General features: G+C 36.8%; 12 protein-coding genes. 4 read left to right on the plus strand and 8 right to left on the minus strand.

Going from position 1 to position 17,036, the window contains the following annotated elements; translation table 11 throughout:
- Nucleotide 1: 1 nt before the first annotated feature.
- The gene (locus GVN22_RS10820; RefSeq protein ID WP_166551043.1) at nt 2-1,582 is read left to right on the plus strand and encodes a DHA2 family efflux MFS transporter permease subunit; all 1,581 of its coding nucleotides are present in this window, start codon (nt 2-4) and stop codon (nt 1,580-1,582) included.
- A 9-nt stretch (nt 1,583-1,591) separates the two neighbouring features.
- Nucleotides 1,592-2,917 carry a TolC family protein gene (locus GVN22_RS10825; protein WP_166551044.1) on the plus strand — a complete coding sequence of 442 codons (1,326 nt, stop codon included), beginning with the start codon at nt 1,592-1,594 and terminating at the stop codon, nt 2,915-2,917.
- Between the two features lie 428 nt (nt 2,918-3,345).
- Here the strand turns inward: GVN22_RS10825 and GVN22_RS10830 are convergent, their stop codons facing one another.
- From GVN22_RS10830 to GVN22_RS10860, 7 genes are all read right to left on the minus strand, one after another.
- Nucleotides 3,346-4,335, minus strand: coding sequence for an aldo/keto reductase (locus tag GVN22_RS10830; protein ID WP_166551045.1), 990 nt, complete (start codon nt 4,333-4,335; stop codon nt 3,346-3,348).
- 28 nt (nt 4,336-4,363) lie between these two features.
- Nucleotides 4,364-4,936, minus strand: a complete 573-nt coding sequence (locus tag GVN22_RS10835) for an NAD(P)H-binding protein (protein ID WP_166551046.1) — start codon at nt 4,934-4,936, stop codon at nt 4,364-4,366.
- A gap of 37 nt (nt 4,937-4,973) precedes the next feature.
- Nucleotides 4,974-5,957, minus strand: a complete 984-nt coding sequence (locus GVN22_RS10840; RefSeq protein ID WP_166551047.1) for an aldo/keto reductase — start codon at nt 5,955-5,957, stop codon at nt 4,974-4,976.
- A 149-nt stretch (nt 5,958-6,106) separates the two neighbouring features.
- Nucleotides 6,107-7,006: an AraC family transcriptional regulator gene (locus tag GVN22_RS10845; protein WP_166551048.1), complete on the minus strand. Its 900-nt coding sequence runs from the start codon at nt 7,004-7,006 to the stop codon at nt 6,107-6,109.
- A gap of 130 nt (nt 7,007-7,136) precedes the next feature.
- Complete coding sequence (locus tag GVN22_RS10850; protein ID WP_166551049.1) at nt 7,137-8,039, minus strand: AraC family transcriptional regulator; 903 nt, start codon at nt 8,037-8,039, stop codon at nt 7,137-7,139.
- Nucleotides 8,040-8,215: 176 nt separating this feature from the next.
- On the minus strand, nt 8,216-10,753 hold the full coding sequence (locus tag GVN22_RS10855; protein ID WP_166551050.1) for a TonB-dependent receptor: 2,538 nt from the start codon (nt 10,751-10,753) through the stop codon (nt 8,216-8,218).
- 475 nt (nt 10,754-11,228) lie between these two features.
- The gene (locus tag GVN22_RS10860; protein ID WP_166551051.1) at nt 11,229-11,681 is read right to left on the minus strand and encodes a hypothetical protein; all 453 of its coding nucleotides are present in this window, start codon (nt 11,679-11,681) and stop codon (nt 11,229-11,231) included.
- Between the two features lie 118 nt (nt 11,682-11,799).
- Here GVN22_RS10860 and GVN22_RS10865 point away from each other — a divergent pair, with 118 nt between their 5' ends.
- Both GVN22_RS10865 and GVN22_RS10870 read left to right on the plus strand, forming a co-directional pair.
- On the plus strand, nt 11,800-14,742 hold the full coding sequence (locus GVN22_RS10865; RefSeq protein ID WP_166551052.1) for a DNA polymerase III subunit alpha: 2,943 nt from the start codon (nt 11,800-11,802) through the stop codon (nt 14,740-14,742).
- Between the two features lie 22 nt (nt 14,743-14,764).
- Entirely contained in the window at nt 14,765-15,892 is a 1,128-nt protein-coding gene (locus GVN22_RS10870) for a VWA domain-containing protein (protein ID WP_205690856.1), read from the plus strand.
- 130 nt (nt 15,893-16,022) lie between these two features.
- Here the strand turns inward: GVN22_RS10870 and GVN22_RS10875 are convergent, their stop codons facing one another.
- Nucleotides 16,023-17,024 carry an aminodeoxychorismate synthase component I gene (locus tag GVN22_RS10875; protein ID WP_166551053.1) on the minus strand — a complete coding sequence of 334 codons (1,002 nt, stop codon included), beginning with the start codon at nt 17,022-17,024 and terminating at the stop codon, nt 16,023-16,025.
- Nucleotides 17,025-17,036: the final 12 nt, after the last annotated feature.

Raw genomic sequence — 17,036 nt, forward strand, 5'->3', positions numbered from 1 at the left:
TATGGCAAATTTTGCATCAAATGAAACAATCTTAGCCTCCTATCCAACTGGATTTACTCGTGCCATCTTAGTAGGCACATCCATAGCTTGTGCCTTACTCGAGTTAATCGACACCACAGTTGTGAACGTAGCGTTGTCCGAAATTAGTGGCAATGTGGGTGCTAGTATTTCCGAAATAGCATGGGTGGTCACAGGATATAGTATTGCCAATGTAATAGTCATTCCATTATCAGCCATGTTTTCGAGCTTGTTTGGGCGCAAATATTACTTTACAGGCTCTATTATTGTATTCACTTTTGCTTCACTCATGTGTGGCTTGTCAAACAATTTATGGGTATTAGTCTTTTGGCGATTCATCCAAGGCTTGGGAGGTGGCGGGTTATTATCTACCTCACAATCAATCATATTGGGGTCATTCCCACCAGATAAAGCTGCTACAGCAAGTGCTATTTTTGGATTGGGGGTTATTCTGGGTCCTACCTTCGGTCCTGTGTTAGGTGGTTTTATTACAGATACGCTAAGTTGGCACTGGGTATTTTTTGTCAATTTACCCATCGGAATTATAGCCTCATTTTTATCGTGGCGATTTGTGTCTGATTTACAAGGTGTAAACAAACCCCACAAATTAGATTGGGCAGGAATCTTTTATCTGGTTATAGGGCTTGGATGTTTACAATATGTATTAGAAGAGGGTGGCTCACATGATTGGTTTGAAAGCACTAAAATTCTGGTTTTCAGTCTGGTTGCAGGATTTTCCTTGACAGCCTTTGTATGGCGAGAATTGAGTATTGACTATCCTGCTGTAAACCTAAAGCTTTACAAAAGCTACAATTTGAGGCTAGGAAATATTTTAAATTTAGTAGTAGGTACGGCTGTTACAGGTTCGGTTTTTATTTTTCCTCTTTTTGCGCAAACATCCTTAGGCTGGACAGCCACTCAAACAGGAGCATTTTTAATTCCGGGTTCATTGATGACAGCAATTACCATGACCTTTGTGGCTCGTTTGCTTAAAAAAGGAGTAAATCCTAAAGTAATTATGAGTATTGGTGCAATTATGATGGCTAGTTTTTTGATTTGGCTTTCATTTGCCTCAGCAGATGCCACCGAAAGTTTCTTTATTATTCCGTTTTTATTTAGAGGAATGGGGTCGGCATTTATGATGTCTCCTGTTATTGGTTTATCAGTTGCTGGCCTCACAGGCAAAGATTTAGCACAAGCTGCGGGGTTATCAAATATGTTTAGACAACTTGGTGGAGCAGTCGGTATAGCTGTAATTAATATATTTTTAAATACCAGAACAGCTCAAGCTAGAAATGCCCTAATCGTCAACATTTCTGATTTTAATGTTGCGACTACTGAAAGAATTCACCAAATAACACAACAGTTTTTAGACAAAGGAATGTCCCTCGACGAGGCCAGTAATCAGGCTATGAGCATGCTTAGTCGTTCAGTCAACAAACAACAAGCCATTTTGGCATATTGTCAAGGCTTTTTTGTAATGGGGATCTCGGTTCTATGTTGTTTAGTTATTATCTCTCTCATTAGAAGGAATCAAACAGTTCCTTCGTCTTCCAAAAAATAAATCCATTTTATGAAAATATACCTCAAAATCATAGTCCTCTTCATATTAAATATAGACTGGCTGTATGCTCAACAAAGTCTCAAATTGAGTCTTAAAGAGGCACAAGAGCTAGGTTTATCAAGCCGACTCGATTTTAAATCTGGACAAAAAGAAATAGCGCTTTTAGGTCAAGACATTGTGGTCAAAAAACAAGCGTTTGCTCCTGATTTAAAAATTATGGCTAATATCATGTATCATCCACAAGTACAATCAACACTCATACCAGCAGGATTTGGAGGTTTAGCTGAACCCACAATTTTGGCACTTGGAGCAAAGAGTATTAGTGTATTTAGCCTAGAAATAAAACAACCATTGTTCAACCCAGCTTTGAAATTAGACATAAAAATAGCAGAAACACTCAAAAGTAAAGAGGAAGAACAGCAGCGAAAAAATGTATTGAGCATTAAACGACAAATTAAAGAATCATATCTAAATGTATTATTAAGGCAAATCCAGAAGCAAATTGCGACCTATCAAATGCAACGATTTGAAAAGTATCAAAATTTAGTACAAGATAAATATCATCAAGGTGCAGCTTTGGAAAATGATTTTTTAAGAGTACAACTAGACTTTCACCATAAACAAGAACAGTATTTAGCCAGTCAAAATGATTATGAGTTGAGTTTAGTAAATCTTTGTTTTGAATTAAATATACCAGCTACCACCAATCTCATTCTTTCTGACTCTTTATCAGAAAATCCTTTGCAAGATGTCTATACTGATGATTCTCTTTATTTAGAGAATCTGACAGTTTTTCGAAAGTTAGCCCTAGAAAAAACGAGACTTGGCCTTGAAGCAAAAAAACAGCAACAAAGCCTCCTACCAGAAATAAACTTGATTGGAAACTACTCACAACAGTACCTCAATATGACATTCAACTACAATTATACCGATGGTAAATGGTGGTCTCCATATAGCTATTTGGGGGTACAAATGGGTATTCCAATCACCAAACAATTCACCAACAGCTCCCAAATCAAGAAAATACAACTAAAAAATGAATTACTAGATTTTCAGACATTACAAGAAAAAAATAGGGTATCATTTGAATTAAGAAAGGCTAAAATAGAATTAAAAAACGCTTTACAGAGCTTAAGAAGAAATCAACAAACTTATTTTTTAGCACAGAAGATTTATCAAAATCAAAAACACCAAATGTCCATAGGAACGCTTAGTTATAACGATTTACTCAATACAGAATTATCTGTAGGTACAACTGAACATGATTATATTAGCGCCTTACACAGTTACCTACTAGCACGATTAGTTCTTGATAGCTTAACAGAAAATCTTTAATCTGTTTTTATTCAACATTTACATTGACCTTTGGATACGGCTATAATTTGATGTAAGGAATATTCTTGACAGTAAATCAGAAACTAGTGTTTGAGTGATTATTTCAATATAGTATCAAACATGAGTCATCCCGAATTTTAAGGTTGGGGTATTCTCTAAGTTTTCATCAAAAAAGCGGTCGAAGAAATATTTTTTCGACCGCTTTTTTGATGAAACTATACTAGATTTTAATTAGCTATAGACGTAAAATATTACGTCTCTACAAGTGTGGAATGGAGATAAAAAATAATCACTCATTCGCTCAATCGCTAAATCACTAAATTAGGGATGACTCATGTTTGATTAACGATCAAGATAATCCTATCATCTGAAATACTTTAGACAATAGCTAAAATCTTGAAGATAGACACACAGAAATTGAATATGAATTAAGACTCCGATAACATCAATAAACCTTCATTCAAACGTGCCCCTTGAATGGTAATTTGTGAAAGACCTTGATCTATTTTTTCTAAGTCAGCATGGGTCAACTCCACTTTCAAGGATTTAATATTATCGTCTATAAACTCGATTTTATCCATACCAGGAATAGGAACAATGAAGGGTTTTTGAGCCAACAACCAAGCCAAAGCTATCTGGACAGGCGTAGTATCTTTTTGTTTGGCAAAATCAATCATCAATTCTAATAATGGCTTATTAGCTTTAATCGCCTCTGGCGTAAATCTTGGAAAGCTTGCACGCAAATCAGAGCTTTCATCAAATACAGTATCGGCAGTAATTTTGCCTGTTAAAAAACCCGTACCTAAGGGTGCCCAAGGTACGAAGCCAATCCCTAACTCCTCACATACGGGTAGCACAAATTGTTCGGGCTCTCTTGCCCAGATAGAATACTGATTTTGAACGGCAGTCACTGGGTGAATTGTATGAGCTTTTCGAATTGTATTGGCACCCGCCTCTGAAAGACCATAGTGTCTAATCTTTCCTTCTTCTATAAGTTCTTTCAGTGTTCCTGCTACTTCTTCAATTGGAATAGCAGGGTCTACTCTATGTTGATAAAATAAATCAATATAATCCGTTTTTAGTCTCTTCAAAGATGCCTCCACAACAGCTCTAATATTTTCAGGTCTACTATCTACACCTGTAATAGCACCATTTTCTAGTTTGAAACCAAATTTAGAGGCAATGATTACGTCTTTTCTAAAGGGAGCTATTGCTTCTCCAAGTAACTCTTCATTCACATAAGGTCCATAGGCCTCGGCTGTATCAAAAAAGTTAATCCCCTGTTCAAAGGCATGACGAATTACGTCAATGCTATCTTTCTTTTCTTTGGCTGGTCCTGTTCCAAAACTTAGATTCATAACACCCATTCCTAAGGCAGAAACGACTAATCCACTGTTACCAAGTTTTCTCTTTTCCATAAAATATATTAAGTTAATGAATCTATTTTCACACCTTACTAATTCCCACATTTGCCCTGTTATACAGCTCTGGTTTTTGAATAATGCTACCCACAAACGATGCTATACTTTTTCTGGAAACTGCCCCTCCTACCTCTGGTTCGCCTTTAAAGGTAACGGCATAATCAATTTCGTCTGTGTCGGTAAACCAATCTGGACGAATAATCGTATAGTCTAATGCTGAGGTTTCTATGATATCTGCAAGTTTTCTGTAAGGCACTAATACAGAACGAAGTGGCATATTATAAATACCAATGGAGCTAATGGCGATAACCCTTTTTACGCCTGATTCTTGCATAACTTCGACGATATTTCGTCCCATACTTTCCAAATCTCCAGCCAGATTAATATACACAAGGTCTTGACCTACAATCGCACTTTTTAGCTCTGATTGATTTAATGCGTTACCTTCAAAAACGGTACAACCATCCGAAATACTTTTGGGGAGACGTTTGGCATTTCTAACCAATAACGATATGTCGATATTTTCTTGATTTTTCAATTCTGCAATAACATACTTGGCAAGGCTACCACTTGCTCCTATGACTAATACTTTCTTCATTTGTATTTCTAAGCAATATTAAATATGATACGCTACGTTACTTCCCAACTCTATTTTGTAAGTGTTGTGGGTATCTCGCGCCTTGTACCTCTATTTTATTGGCGGCTTCGGTGATTTGTGCTAAATTCTCGACAGACAATTCGAGGTTGGTTGCGCCAATGTTTTCTTGTAATCTGTGTAGTTTGGTTGTTCCAGGAATAGGTACAATCCAAGGTTTTTGGGCTAATAGCCAAGCTAGGGCTATTTGCGCTGGAGTTGCACTCATTTCAGTTGCAATACTTTTTAACAAATCAACTACTACCTGATTTGCCTTGCGGTTTTCTTCAGAAAAACGAGGAACGATATTTCTAAAATCAGTACTATCAAACTGCGTATTTTCGTTGATTGCTCCTGTTAAAAATCCTTTTCCAAGTGGACTAAATGGCACAAAACCAATACCTAATTCCTCTAATGTTGGAATGATTTCGTGCTCTGGTTCGCGCCACCACAATGAATATTCACTTTGTAATGCCGAAACAGGCAATATCTCATGTGCCTTACGAATCGTAGTTGCGCCAGCTTCTGACAGTCCCCAATATTTTACTTTTCCTTCTTTGATGAGGTCTTGTACAGTACCTGCTACCTCTTCGATAGGAACGTTAGGATCCACTCGGTGTTGGTAGTAGAGGTCGATATAATCCGTTTTTAATCGTTTCAATGCGCCTTCGGCAACTGCTCGGATATTTTCTGGGCGGCTGTCTAATCCTTCGTTGGGTAGACCATTTTTAAACCCAAATTTGGTAGCAATTACCACTTTATCGCGCATCGTCGAAAATGCTTTTCCTAACAATATTTCATTTTCATAAGGTCCGTAGGCTTCCGCTGAGTCAAAGAATGTAACTCCTGATTCATACGCCGAAAGCAATAATTTGATAGCTTCTTTTTTATCGGTAGCTGGTCCATAACCAAAGCTCAATCCCATACAACCTAATCCCAAGGTCGAAACTTCCAACCCTTGAGTACCTAATTTACGTGTTTGCATTGCTTTTGTTTTTGTTGTTTTAAATGAGATTAATAAAAATACTCGTTCTGCTGTCTAAAGCCATTTTACAGACCATAACCCTTTTGTATATACGAAAACATTGTAAAATTCAAATAAGTCGACTACTTAATAAGATTTGATAAAATTTGCTAGGCACTTCTAAATCGACTTGGCGTTTGGGCTGAATATTTTTTGAAGAAATTGTTAAAATGAGTCGGCTCTTGAAATCCCAGCGAATCTGCAATTTGAGCAATCGTCCATGAGGTATGTTTTAATAGATTTTTGGCTTCTTGCAAAATTCTTTCAGCAATCCACTGACTGGTAGTTTTGTCTGTAACTTCCTTCACTGCTCGATTTAGATGGTTGACATGGATATTCAACTGCTCGGCATACTCCGAAGCCGATCTGTATGGAATTGCTTGCTGGATTTCTTCGATAGGAAATTGACGCTCCAATAACTCTAAGAAGAGTGCTGAAATACGTTGCGATGAATTGACTTTTACCTTATCCAAATGTGTGGAAGTTTGGCTTTTCATAGCAAAATGTAGCAACTCCATTACTTGCGTTTTTAGCACATCATATTTATAAATATACTCAGAATTGATTTCCTGAAGCATTTTTTGAAAAATAGACACCACAAAATCAGCCTGATTATCTGTCAATTCAAAGACATGAATACCTGTAGGTTGAAAAACTGAATATTGATTGAGATTGGTATAATTTTGAAAAAAATGTTGGTTAAAAATACAAAACATTCCGCCTTGCACTTCTTGCGTATTTTCCCATTTGTAAGGAATCAAAGGATTAGAAAACACCAACGCTTGCTTCTGAACCTCCACGATTTTATCAGCATAATGCACTCTTCCATTGCCTCTCAAAAAGGTAATTTTATGATAGTCTCTTCGTCGATAAGGCACAGGTTTAGCATTTCTTCCAACATACGGGTCTAGTTGAAAAACGTTAAAATGTCCAATATCTTTACGCAATGAATCTGGAATCCATTCAAACTTCCGTTCGTAAAAATCTTCTAAAGTTTCTGCTTGTTCCATCCGCTGTGTCGATTGCTTAATTTGATAGTACAAATTTCGCTCTTTTTTACAGTTGGGCTTTAATGCAATTCAAACAGAAGATTACGAAAATCAAACAATTTAAAGGTTTGATTTTCGTAACTAGTTCACGTTAATTCCCTGAACGATATTTTGAAGGAGTAGTTCCTGTATGTTTTTTGAAAAAACTATTAAAATTAGTGACCTCATGAAATCCTAAAGCATCCGAAATTTGAGCAATATTCCAATTACTTTGTTTGAGTAATTGTTGAGATTCTTTCAAAAAACGCTCCGCAATCAATTCTGAGGTGGTTCTTTCACTTGATTCCTTCACCACACGATTGAGGTGATTGACATGGATATTCAATTGTTCGGCAAACTCCGATGGTGCTTTTACTTGAACTTTCTGGTAGATATTATCAATGGGAAATTGTCTTTCCAACAACTCTAAAAACAAGTTGTAAATCCGCTGATTGGAATTAGCCTTTGTTTTTTCGAAAATTAAAGCTGGGTGTGTGCGCATCACATAATGCAAAATTTCGTACATGATTGTTCGCAACACATCAAATTTGAATTGATAATCCGTTTGGATTTCTTCCAACATTCGCAAAAAATGTTTTTCCAATAATAAATACTGCTCTTCGTCTAATTCAAAAATATGTACGCCGCTTGGTTGAAAAACAGTGTATTCGTTGATATTTCCAAATTGGTTGAAAAACATACCACTAAAAATACAAAAATAACCATCTTGGACTTTGTCAGTATTTTCCCATTTATACGGAATATTAGGATTAGTAAAAACAATGGCATATCGCTCAACCGAGGCAGTTCTGTCGGCATAATGTACGTTTCCACTCCCTTTCATCAGGGTAACTTTATAGTAATCCCGCTTACGATATGGTAATGGATTGGCAAATTCGCCTACAAATGGTTTCAAACTAAAAACATTGAAATGTCCATTTTTTTTATCTACAAATTCGGGCAATTGATTAAACTTCTGAAGATAAAAATCTTCAATTTTCTCAGAGGTCGGCATAATAAATAGGGCAATACAAATCGTGTATCAACGTGGTATTGCTTTAAGTTTTCTTCTATTGATTAATTTGAACACTCTAAGATACCAATAAAAATCAAATTAGGCTGATCGAAAGTTTCAACCAGCCTAAATTCACTATTAACTATCGATTGGAAATAAATTTCTGCATGACATTTCTATAACTTTAAGGTAGCACTCAAGTAATAAAACCCTCCTACGCTTGGGCCTGCCAAAAAGTTATAATAATATTGATTGAGCAAATTGGTTGCACCTAATTTCAACTCAATGGGCTGACTTTTGAGTTCATAGCTCACTTGTCCATCGAGTGTACCATAAGCAGGAACCGTACCTGTTGCTAATGACGATTGCCAGATGAAAGCATCTTGCCATTTGTAATTGAGTGCCATACCCCAACCATTACCAAGGTTGCGATTCGAAAGCCCCACATTCAAAATCCATTGAGGGGTATTAAACGCCTCCTCCAAGCCGTCATTGGTTTCTTTCCTGTCCAGTTTGGCATAAGATACATTACTATTAATCACAAAGCTTTTGTAAAACTGATAGCGTGCGCCAAGGCTAGCGCCGTAGTTATAAACCTTACTTTTAGAGTTAGTCCACAAACGATAACGGTCTTGCTTGGTTCGGTCATTGAGATAATATGCCAAAGAATCGCCATTCGTAAAGCCCGATTTAATCGTAGACACCTCTACCTGAGCCATGAAGTTTTGGTAAACATTGTAATAAAAATCTGCATCAATAAAGAGTTTTTTATCCAAAAATTGACCCTTATATCCTATTTCAAAACTATTGACTCTTTCGGGCTTGAGATAAGTGTAATCATTTTTTTGCACTAGCCCTTTATTCTTTTCAATGGCTTGTACCACCGTTAATCCCTTCGTGTTTACGTCGCTCGTTACTGCAGTTTGGAAAGCATCTATGGAGGTTTTATAATAAGAGTTTTCGAAAATACCCTTCGACATTACTGGCAAACCACCCACTCGCTTGACACCTCCGCTATTGACATTCGAAAAGGCTTCAAATAAGCTTGGAAATCGGTATCCATTTTGAAATGAAACACGAAAATTTTGGTCATCTGTTGGCGAAAACACCATGGCTACCCTTGGATTCCACTGCCAGTCAAAATATTGGTTTTTATCAGCACGAATGCTTAGATTAACCTGTAATTTATTATCAAACAATGACTTAGTAATCTGCGTAAAAGCACCATATTTGTAATAAGTTAAATCTTTCCCAGGCTCTACAGGATTAATAAAATAGTTACCATCAGGATATACCTGATACATGCGATAATCAAAACCAGACAAGATATTGATTCCGTATTTTTCTTTCCACGAAGCTAAAGCTTCCTCTGTCAGGTTGTACTGTCCTTCGGCATGATACATCCATGACTTGACACGCAAGGCAGCCCCAACATCCCAGTTATTGATATCGCCTAATTTTTTAATCAAGGCATCAAACTCAGCCGTATGCGGTTGTGGGCGACCTGCATCGGCTTTTACTCTTGCGTCTTTCAATGCTTGAGTGGCAGTAATACCTGCTTGCGTACTTGCGAGAAATGCTGTACTAAAATCCTTAAACCATTGCGTATCTGTCTTAAAACTACGGTCGATATTTTCGGCCATCGAACGAATGTTATAGGAATCTCCCGTATTTTCAGTCGTCATATAACCACGAAGAATCAGAGACTTATTTTTGAAGGTCAGAATATGCTGAGATACCCAATAATTATCTAATTTAAAACGATTGGTACGTTGATAAATATTATTGAGATACCCCATTCTAAAGGTATAATTCAATTCAGAATTGGCGCTCGGTTTGAAAGCAAGGGTCAAATCAGCCTTGAGGTTTTGAATAGAAAAATCAGCAATATCCTTTTCGGTGTAACCTGTACGGGCAACAGAATAGCGCTTGCCCCCAAGTGTTAAAGTCTGGCGGTTAGACGATTCGTTACCATAAGAATTGATACCATCGTAAGCAGGATTGTCTGAGCCAAGCAAGCCCAGTGAAGCGTTACCATTCGGATTCAAATCTTGATTGTTATCCGAAATCCAGTCGTTTCCTTTCAGATAATTGAGATTTAGTTTCACAGCCCATTGATTATTCCAAGCCTTTGCCCAACGCAGAGAGGTTTCTGTAAAAAGTTGGGCTGAAGCATTGGCATCGCCCAAATGATTGACCCCAGTTTTTTGTTGAAAAGAAAATCCTTGGTATTCAAAGGGGTTTTTAGATAAAATTTGGACCATACCGTTCAAGGCATTCATCCCGTACAATGCAGAAGCCGTTCCTGGGATAAGTTCTACACGGTCAATATCCAAATCGGTAGGCGCCAATGCACTACCAATCGGTGCACCAATATGAGGCGCTTGGTTGTCGGCACCGTCTACCAATTGTACAAATCGAACATTGGTCGGGTTGGCAAAGCCGCGAGTATTATAAACCTTAAATCCCAAACTTGAGGTAAGCAATTGTACTCCCTTCAGGTTTTCGATTGCCTCAAAATAGCTTGGTGCAGGCGATGATTTTATCGAACGAGCATCCAACAACTCAATGCTCACAGGCGATTTCATGATAGACATCGGCAAACGAGAGGCTGTTACTACCACTTCCGAAAGATGTGTGGTGGTATCTTTTGTGGTTTGAGAGAATGTTTGATAAAAGCATAGTAAACTAATTATGGTAATCAGTTTTTTCATATCGTTATAGTTTTGAGAATATTTCGATGAAAATTTTGTTCCCAATACCTGTATGGCAGGCACTATTTTAACGTCTTGATGATTCTTGCAGAAACTCTTTTTTCAAAAGTGATTGACTAGACTAATCAAAAGCAAAACGTTATATTCTATAAAAAATAGCGAAGTCCAAAAAAATAGCCTTTGAGAAAGACTATTTTTTACAAATATAAAGAACAAATATATTTTACCAAGAAATACGGTTGTGTTACAACAAATTTAGTTTAGCTAGCTTTTGCCAAAAAACTCATTTGTTCTACTAAAGATATGTGGTCATTAAAAGAGGTCATTTTGACTTTCGAATTTTGTTAATTGTTATGATAATAAAGGCCATAAAGTTAAATCCTACCCAACTTGAAAGTATTATATCTAAGGGATTTAACAAATATCAGCAACCTTTTTTATTTCTATTCAATTCTAGTCAAAAGTCAAGATGACTTTACCTCTTTATTACTTTCAGCTTCAAATCTCCCAAATGTTTTTTATCGACTATGAGCAACAAAAATGGTCGCATCGTAAAACTGAGTTTTTTGCCCCATTTTTCTTCATAGGTTAGCTGTAACTTTTTAGGTGCTGTTTGCAATAAACTCACCGCTTTATAACTCAAGTCAATATCGGATGCTTCTTGAAAAATAGCAATCACGAATTCTTTCTTAAAATTTATTGGCGTTGGAGCTCCTTTTGGACCCATAACAGTTGCCATCCCAAATATTTCTGAAAACTTTAAAGCATCTGTAATGATTGGATTGGTCAATTTTTCTTCTTTAACCGTATTATTAATAAAATAATTATCCCCTATTCGATAAGGAACCTTTTGGGTTTGGGCAATCGCTCCAAACGCCGAGACAAGCATAACTAAAAGAGATACAAGTAATTGATTTTTGTTTTTCATACATATTTTTGAAAAGAGTGAAAAATAGAGACTAACCTTTGCAAGCCTGATTTGCAATTTATACGTATTTTTAAAGAAAAGTAATTCGAGGTAGAAAACTAATTTTGCCAATCGCTGGATGTATCTAAATTGCCATACATATTATAGCCTACGTTACGGAACTATTGCTACCGCTCAATTGGTAGAAAAAGCCGTATCGCTAGGTATTAAACAGTTGGCGCTTACTGACATTAATCTTACTTCTAGTGTTTTTGATTTTGTAAAAGAATGCCAGAAAAATGACATTAAACCAATTGTTGGAGTTGAATTTAGAAATGACCACGAGTTGTTATATGTCTGTCTCGCAAAAAATCACGATGGGTTTGCAGAAATTAATCGTTTCTTGAGCAGATACAAACTTCAACATTTGTCTTTTCCCGAAACTGCCCCAAAATTTAGAGATGTCTTCACGATTTATCCTTTTAGAAAGAAGCATTTAGCAAAACCAAACGACTGGATTGGTGTGAGTATCGGTGAGGTAAATAAGCTATGGCAACATCCTGATTTGTTGAAACAAATGGTGATTTTACAGCCTATTACCTTTCTCGATAAAATTGGTTACAACACCCATAGATTACTCAGAGCGATTGATACCAATGTATTATTAAGCAAATTAAACCCTGATAATCAAGCTGATATAAATGAAACTTTTCTATCTGTAGAACATCTACAAACTATATTCAATGATTTTCCTACAATTATCGATAACTCCAACTACTTGCTGGATGAATGTAATTTTGTCTTTAATTTTTCGGAAAATAAAAACAAACTTCTTTTTACAAACTCAAAACTCGATGACCTTCGGCTATTAGAGCATTTAACCCTGACAGGTTATAAATATCGTTATACGGATAATCCTGTGGTATTGGAAAGGATTAGTAAAGAGCTAATTGTTATATCACAACTTGATTTTAGCGCGTATTTTTTATTAGCTCATGACATCATTCAATTTGCTAAAAGTAAAGGCTACTTTCATGTTGGGCGTGGTTCTGGAGCAAATTCGATTGTTGCCTATTGCATTGGAATAACCGATGTAGACCCCATAGAATTAGATTTGTATTTTGAGCGATTTATCAATCCACATCGTACAAGCCCGCCAGATTTCGATTTGGACTTTTCATGGGATGAACGCAATGATATTATTTCCTATATTTTCGAAAAATATGGAGAGGATTATGTATGCCTGCTTGCCACCTATGTTACATTCAAACAGCGTTCTGCCTACCGAGAATTAGCCAAAGTATTTGGTCTTCCCAAACATGAAATAGACGCACTTATCAATCCTGAAGGTAGCGATTATGCCAATGTAACCGCCAACTCTCTTGGCGAATGGGGGCATTTAATTATCAAATATGGAAATTTAATTCAGGACTTTCCCAACTACCTCAGCATACACGCAGGAGGCATTCTCATTTCGGATAAACCTTTGTACTATTACACCAGCTTAAACCCTGTGCCCAAAGGTTTTCCTATTTGCGAATTTGATATGTATGTCGCCGAAGAAATTGGTTTTGCTAAATTTGACATTCTGTCACAACGAGGTTTAGGTCATATAAAAGAGTGTGTAGATATCGTTAAACAACAACGAGATATAGATATTGATATTCATGCTGTGCAGGCATTTAAGCAGGATGAAAGTCTAAAACAGCAACTTCGAAATCATGAAACAATGGGGTGCTTTTATATCGAATCACCCGCTATGCGCCAGTTGATTTGGAAATTACGCTGCGAAGATTATCTAACATTAGTGGCCGCCAGCTCTATTATTCGCCCAGGAGTGGCAAGCTCGGGCATGATGCGTGCATATATTGAGCGGTATCATAATCCCAACTCGTTTGAATACATACATCCCAAAATGAAGGAATTGCTGAGTGAAACCTTCGGTATTATGGTGTATCAAGAGGATGTTATTAAAGTGGCTCACTATTTTGCAGGATTAAGCTTGGCAGAAGCCGATATTTTGCGAAGAGGAATGTCTGGAAAGTTCCGTTCCAAGTCTGAATTTCAAAAAATAGAAGATACCTTTTTTTCTAATTGTAAAAATTTAGGTTATGACGAATCTATCTCGAAAGAAGTTTGGCGCCAAATAGAAAGTTTTTCGGGTTATTCATTTAGCAAAGCGCACTCGGCAAGCTATGCTGTAGAGAGCTATCAGAGCTTGTATCTTAAAACCTATTACCCGCTCGAATTTATGGTAGCGGTCATCAATAATTTTGGTGGCTTTTACAAAACCGAATTCTATCTTCACGAAGCCCGTAGATATGGCGCACATATAGAAGCCCCTGCCTTGAATCATTCGGTGTACATGACCCAATTGGAAGAAAAAACGATCTGGTTAGGTTGGATTCATGTAAAAAGCTTGGAGAAAAAAGTCGTTGACCTTATGCTTGCACAGCAACGAATGAAACCGTTTCAAAGCTTTGAAGATTTCTACAGGAGAGTTCCGATTTCGCTCGAACAAATCATTATTTTGATTCGTTTAGGAGCATTTAGATTTCTTGATACAAAGAAAAAAAACTTACTTTGGGAAGCGCATCATCGACATACACAAGGAAAAAAGAAAGAACAGTCAAGCGCCTATCTTTTTGAGGTGAAAGAAGAAAACCTAGAACTACCCCATTTAGATTATCATCATATTGAGGACATTTATGATACGGTCGAAATATTGGGCTTCTATCTTGAGCCACCATTTTCAGTACTCCGAAATCCTATTAAAATACCGACACGATCTAAAGATTTCCCAAAGTATCTTCACAAAACCATTACAATTTTAGGGTATATTGTCAATGTGAAGTTTACTCGCACAAGTACGCAAGAACGAATGGCTTTTGGGTATTTTATAGATGAAGATGGAGAATATTTTGATACAGTCCAATTTCCAAAAATACTCAAACAATATCCATTTCAAGGCACTGGTATTTACTTATTAAAAGGCAAAGTCACGGAAGAGTTTGGTCATTTTGCCTTACAGGTAGCATCAATGGAAAAACAACATTTGGCATTTGACCCAAGGTATTTTTAGTAAAAACCCTTAGACCTCCACAATGATGATACACAGAAAAACCACCCTATCAGAAAATATAGTTGCATTTTGTAGATTTCTCAGAGAACATGGTTTTTCTATAAGTGTGCAAGACGAAACTACTGCTTTGGAGGCGCTTTCCTATATTTCTTATCAAAACAGGCTCGATTTTCAAACAGCCTTAGCCATTACACTTGTCAAAAAAGTCCAACAATTAGAGGTCTTCAATCGACTATTTGATGATTATTGGAAAGAGCTTGAAAAAGCACTAGATTCTAAAATCAAAGATGGGAAAAGCAGGTCTAATCGCCCCATCAAGAGTGAGGAGCAAGCCTTTAATTCCCTAAAGTCTTGGCTCAATGGTAACCGACAAAGCAAAGAGGAACAAATGGCATCTTACAGTCCTAACGAAAGCTTAGGGCAGAAAAATTTTGCCAATATCCCTGCTGATGAGATTGCCGATATGATGGTAAGTATTCAAACTCTCTCACGAACCCTCGCTAGAGCAATTGCAAGGCGCGCACAGGCAACAAGAGCCAGAAAACAGTTTCATTTTGCAAGAACCATCCGAAAAAATATGCGCAGTGGTGGCGAGTTGATAGAATTGGCGTTCAGGAAGCCTAAGAAAAATCGTCTAAAATTGGTATTACTTTGCGATGTAAGCAAGTCGATGGATTTGTACTCGGCTTTTTTTATTCAGTTTATGTATGCTTTTCAGAAAGTATATCAAAAAATTGAAACCTTTATTTTTAGTACCCAAATCGCAAGAATTACAAATGAACTAAACACTAATCATTTCAATGAAGTGAAAGCGAATTTTTCAGAAAAAATCAATATCTGGTCAGGTGGCACCAAGATCGGACAGTCTTTGGCACAATTTAACCTAGAATTTGGAAAAAGATACGTCAACCATCAAACGGTGGTCATTATTCTCTCTGATGGATGGGAAACGGGAAATCCTGAAATATTAGCCAATGCTATGGAAACACTTCATCAGCAGGCGTATAAAATCTTATGGCTCAACCCGCTTGCTGGTAATCCAAACTTTCAAGCAAATACCGTGGGTATGCAAGTGGCCATGCCATATATCAGCCACTTCGCCCCTGTCCATAACCTCGAAAGTCTCAAACAATTGGGAAAAATGATTTGATGACTTGATGTTTAGAGAAACTCAAATTGAGCGAATGAGTGATTATTTTAAAATATCTATTAAAAAATAATCACTCATTCGCTCAATTTGGGATGACTCATGTCGTACTGTTACGATTATTACAGAAAAACTATTTTGACAAATAGACTTTATCAATTAATTCTTGGTATTCAGATTCAGCATTAGCAGAAACGGTAATACCTCCTCCGCTTTTAAAAAGCATTCCTTGTGGTGTATTCTCGATAAATCGTATCATGACTGAACTATCTAAATTTTGTCCATCAAATATTCCGAAAATACCTGTATAATATCCTCTGTTATATCCTTCAGCCTCTCTGATAATCTCTAAAGTCTGTGGTTTCGGCGCCCCTGTAATAGACCCAGCGGGAAGCATTTTAAAGAGTAATGTACCTATTTTTTGTGCATAATTATCAGGCAACTTTCCACAAATTTCTGAGCTTACTTGTAACAAATCACCTTCGTTGGTAGCAACTCTATCGATATATCTAAACCGCTCTACCCATACTTTTTCGGCTACCATACTAATATCATTTCTGATTAAATCCACAATAGTGGCATGCTCTGCCAACTCCTTTTTATCCTCCAAAATAGTCGTTTCTGCATCAGGAATATTGGCAGAAATTGTGCCTTTCATCGGATGGGACGAGATAATCCCCGACTTAATCTGTACGAATGTTTCGGGTGAAAATAGGACAAACTGATTTTTAAATAACAATTGATAAGTGGCTTCACTACGTTCAAATATCTCTCTTAAGGATAAATTTACCCGAATAGGAGTTGGTTTGGTGAGATTGACTAGAAAACTATCTCCTCTCTTTAAATGGTTTTGAACTAGTGTAAAAGAGTCTTGGTATTCCTGAAAACTAATTGGGTATTTTTCAAAAACCACCTCCGTATTTTCGGTAGTTTTCTGCTTAAAATGGTAATTCGTTTTATCTCCAATTTTGTAGAATATTTGGTGCTGTGCAACCTCCTCCAAAGGAATCACCAAGGGCTTTTGCATCAGATAGTCAATCACAAAGAAAAAAGGCTTTTGAGATTGACCAAACTGATTCATTCGCTCAATAGCAACCAAAGCGGCTGGAGGAAGTGAATGTTTTTTATAACTCATGATTGAGAATGA

It is taken from the genome of Cellulophaga sp. BC115SP, assembly GCF_009905545.1.
Lineage (GTDB): Bacteria > Bacteroidota > Bacteroidia > Cytophagales > Spirosomataceae > Flectobacillus > Flectobacillus rivi.

What these genes read in the sequence shown, in the direction of transcription:
- GVN22_RS10820 (WP_166551043.1), top strand. Translation starts at nt 2, where the DNA reads ATGGCAAATTTTGCATCAAATGAAACAATCTTAGCCTCCTATCCAACT.
- GVN22_RS10825 (WP_166551044.1), top strand. Translation starts at nt 1,592, where the DNA reads ATGAAAATATACCTCAAAATCATAGTCCTCTTCATATTAAATATAGAC.
- GVN22_RS10830 (WP_166551045.1), bottom strand. Translation starts at nt 4,335, where the DNA reads ATGGAAAAGAGAAAACTTGGTAACAGTGGATTAGTCGTTTCTGCCTTA.
- GVN22_RS10835 (WP_166551046.1), bottom strand. Translation starts at nt 4,936, where the DNA reads ATGAAGAAAGTATTAGTCATAGGAGCAAGTGGTAGCCTTGCCAAGTAT.
- GVN22_RS10840 (WP_166551047.1), bottom strand. Translation starts at nt 5,957, where the DNA reads ATGCAAACACGTAAATTAGGTACTCAAGGGTTGGAAGTTTCGACCTTG.
- GVN22_RS10845 (WP_166551048.1), bottom strand. Translation starts at nt 7,006, where the DNA reads ATGGAACAAGCAGAAACTTTAGAAGATTTTTACGAACGGAAGTTTGAA.
- GVN22_RS10850 (WP_166551049.1), bottom strand. Translation starts at nt 8,039, where the DNA reads ATGCCGACCTCTGAGAAAATTGAAGATTTTTATCTTCAGAAGTTTAAT.
- GVN22_RS10855 (WP_166551050.1), bottom strand. Translation starts at nt 10,753, where the DNA reads ATGAAAAAACTGATTACCATAATTAGTTTACTATGCTTTTATCAAACA.
- GVN22_RS10860 (WP_166551051.1), bottom strand. Translation starts at nt 11,681, where the DNA reads ATGAAAAACAAAAATCAATTACTTGTATCTCTTTTAGTTATGCTTGTC.
- GVN22_RS10865 (WP_166551052.1), top strand. Translation starts at nt 11,800, where the DNA reads ATGTATCTAAATTGCCATACATATTATAGCCTACGTTACGGAACTATT.
- GVN22_RS10870 (WP_205690856.1), top strand. Translation starts at nt 14,765, where the DNA reads ATGATGATACACAGAAAAACCACCCTATCAGAAAATATAGTTGCATTT.
- GVN22_RS10875 (WP_166551053.1), bottom strand. Translation starts at nt 17,024, where the DNA reads ATGAGTTATAAAAAACATTCACTTCCTCCAGCCGCTTTGGTTGCTATT.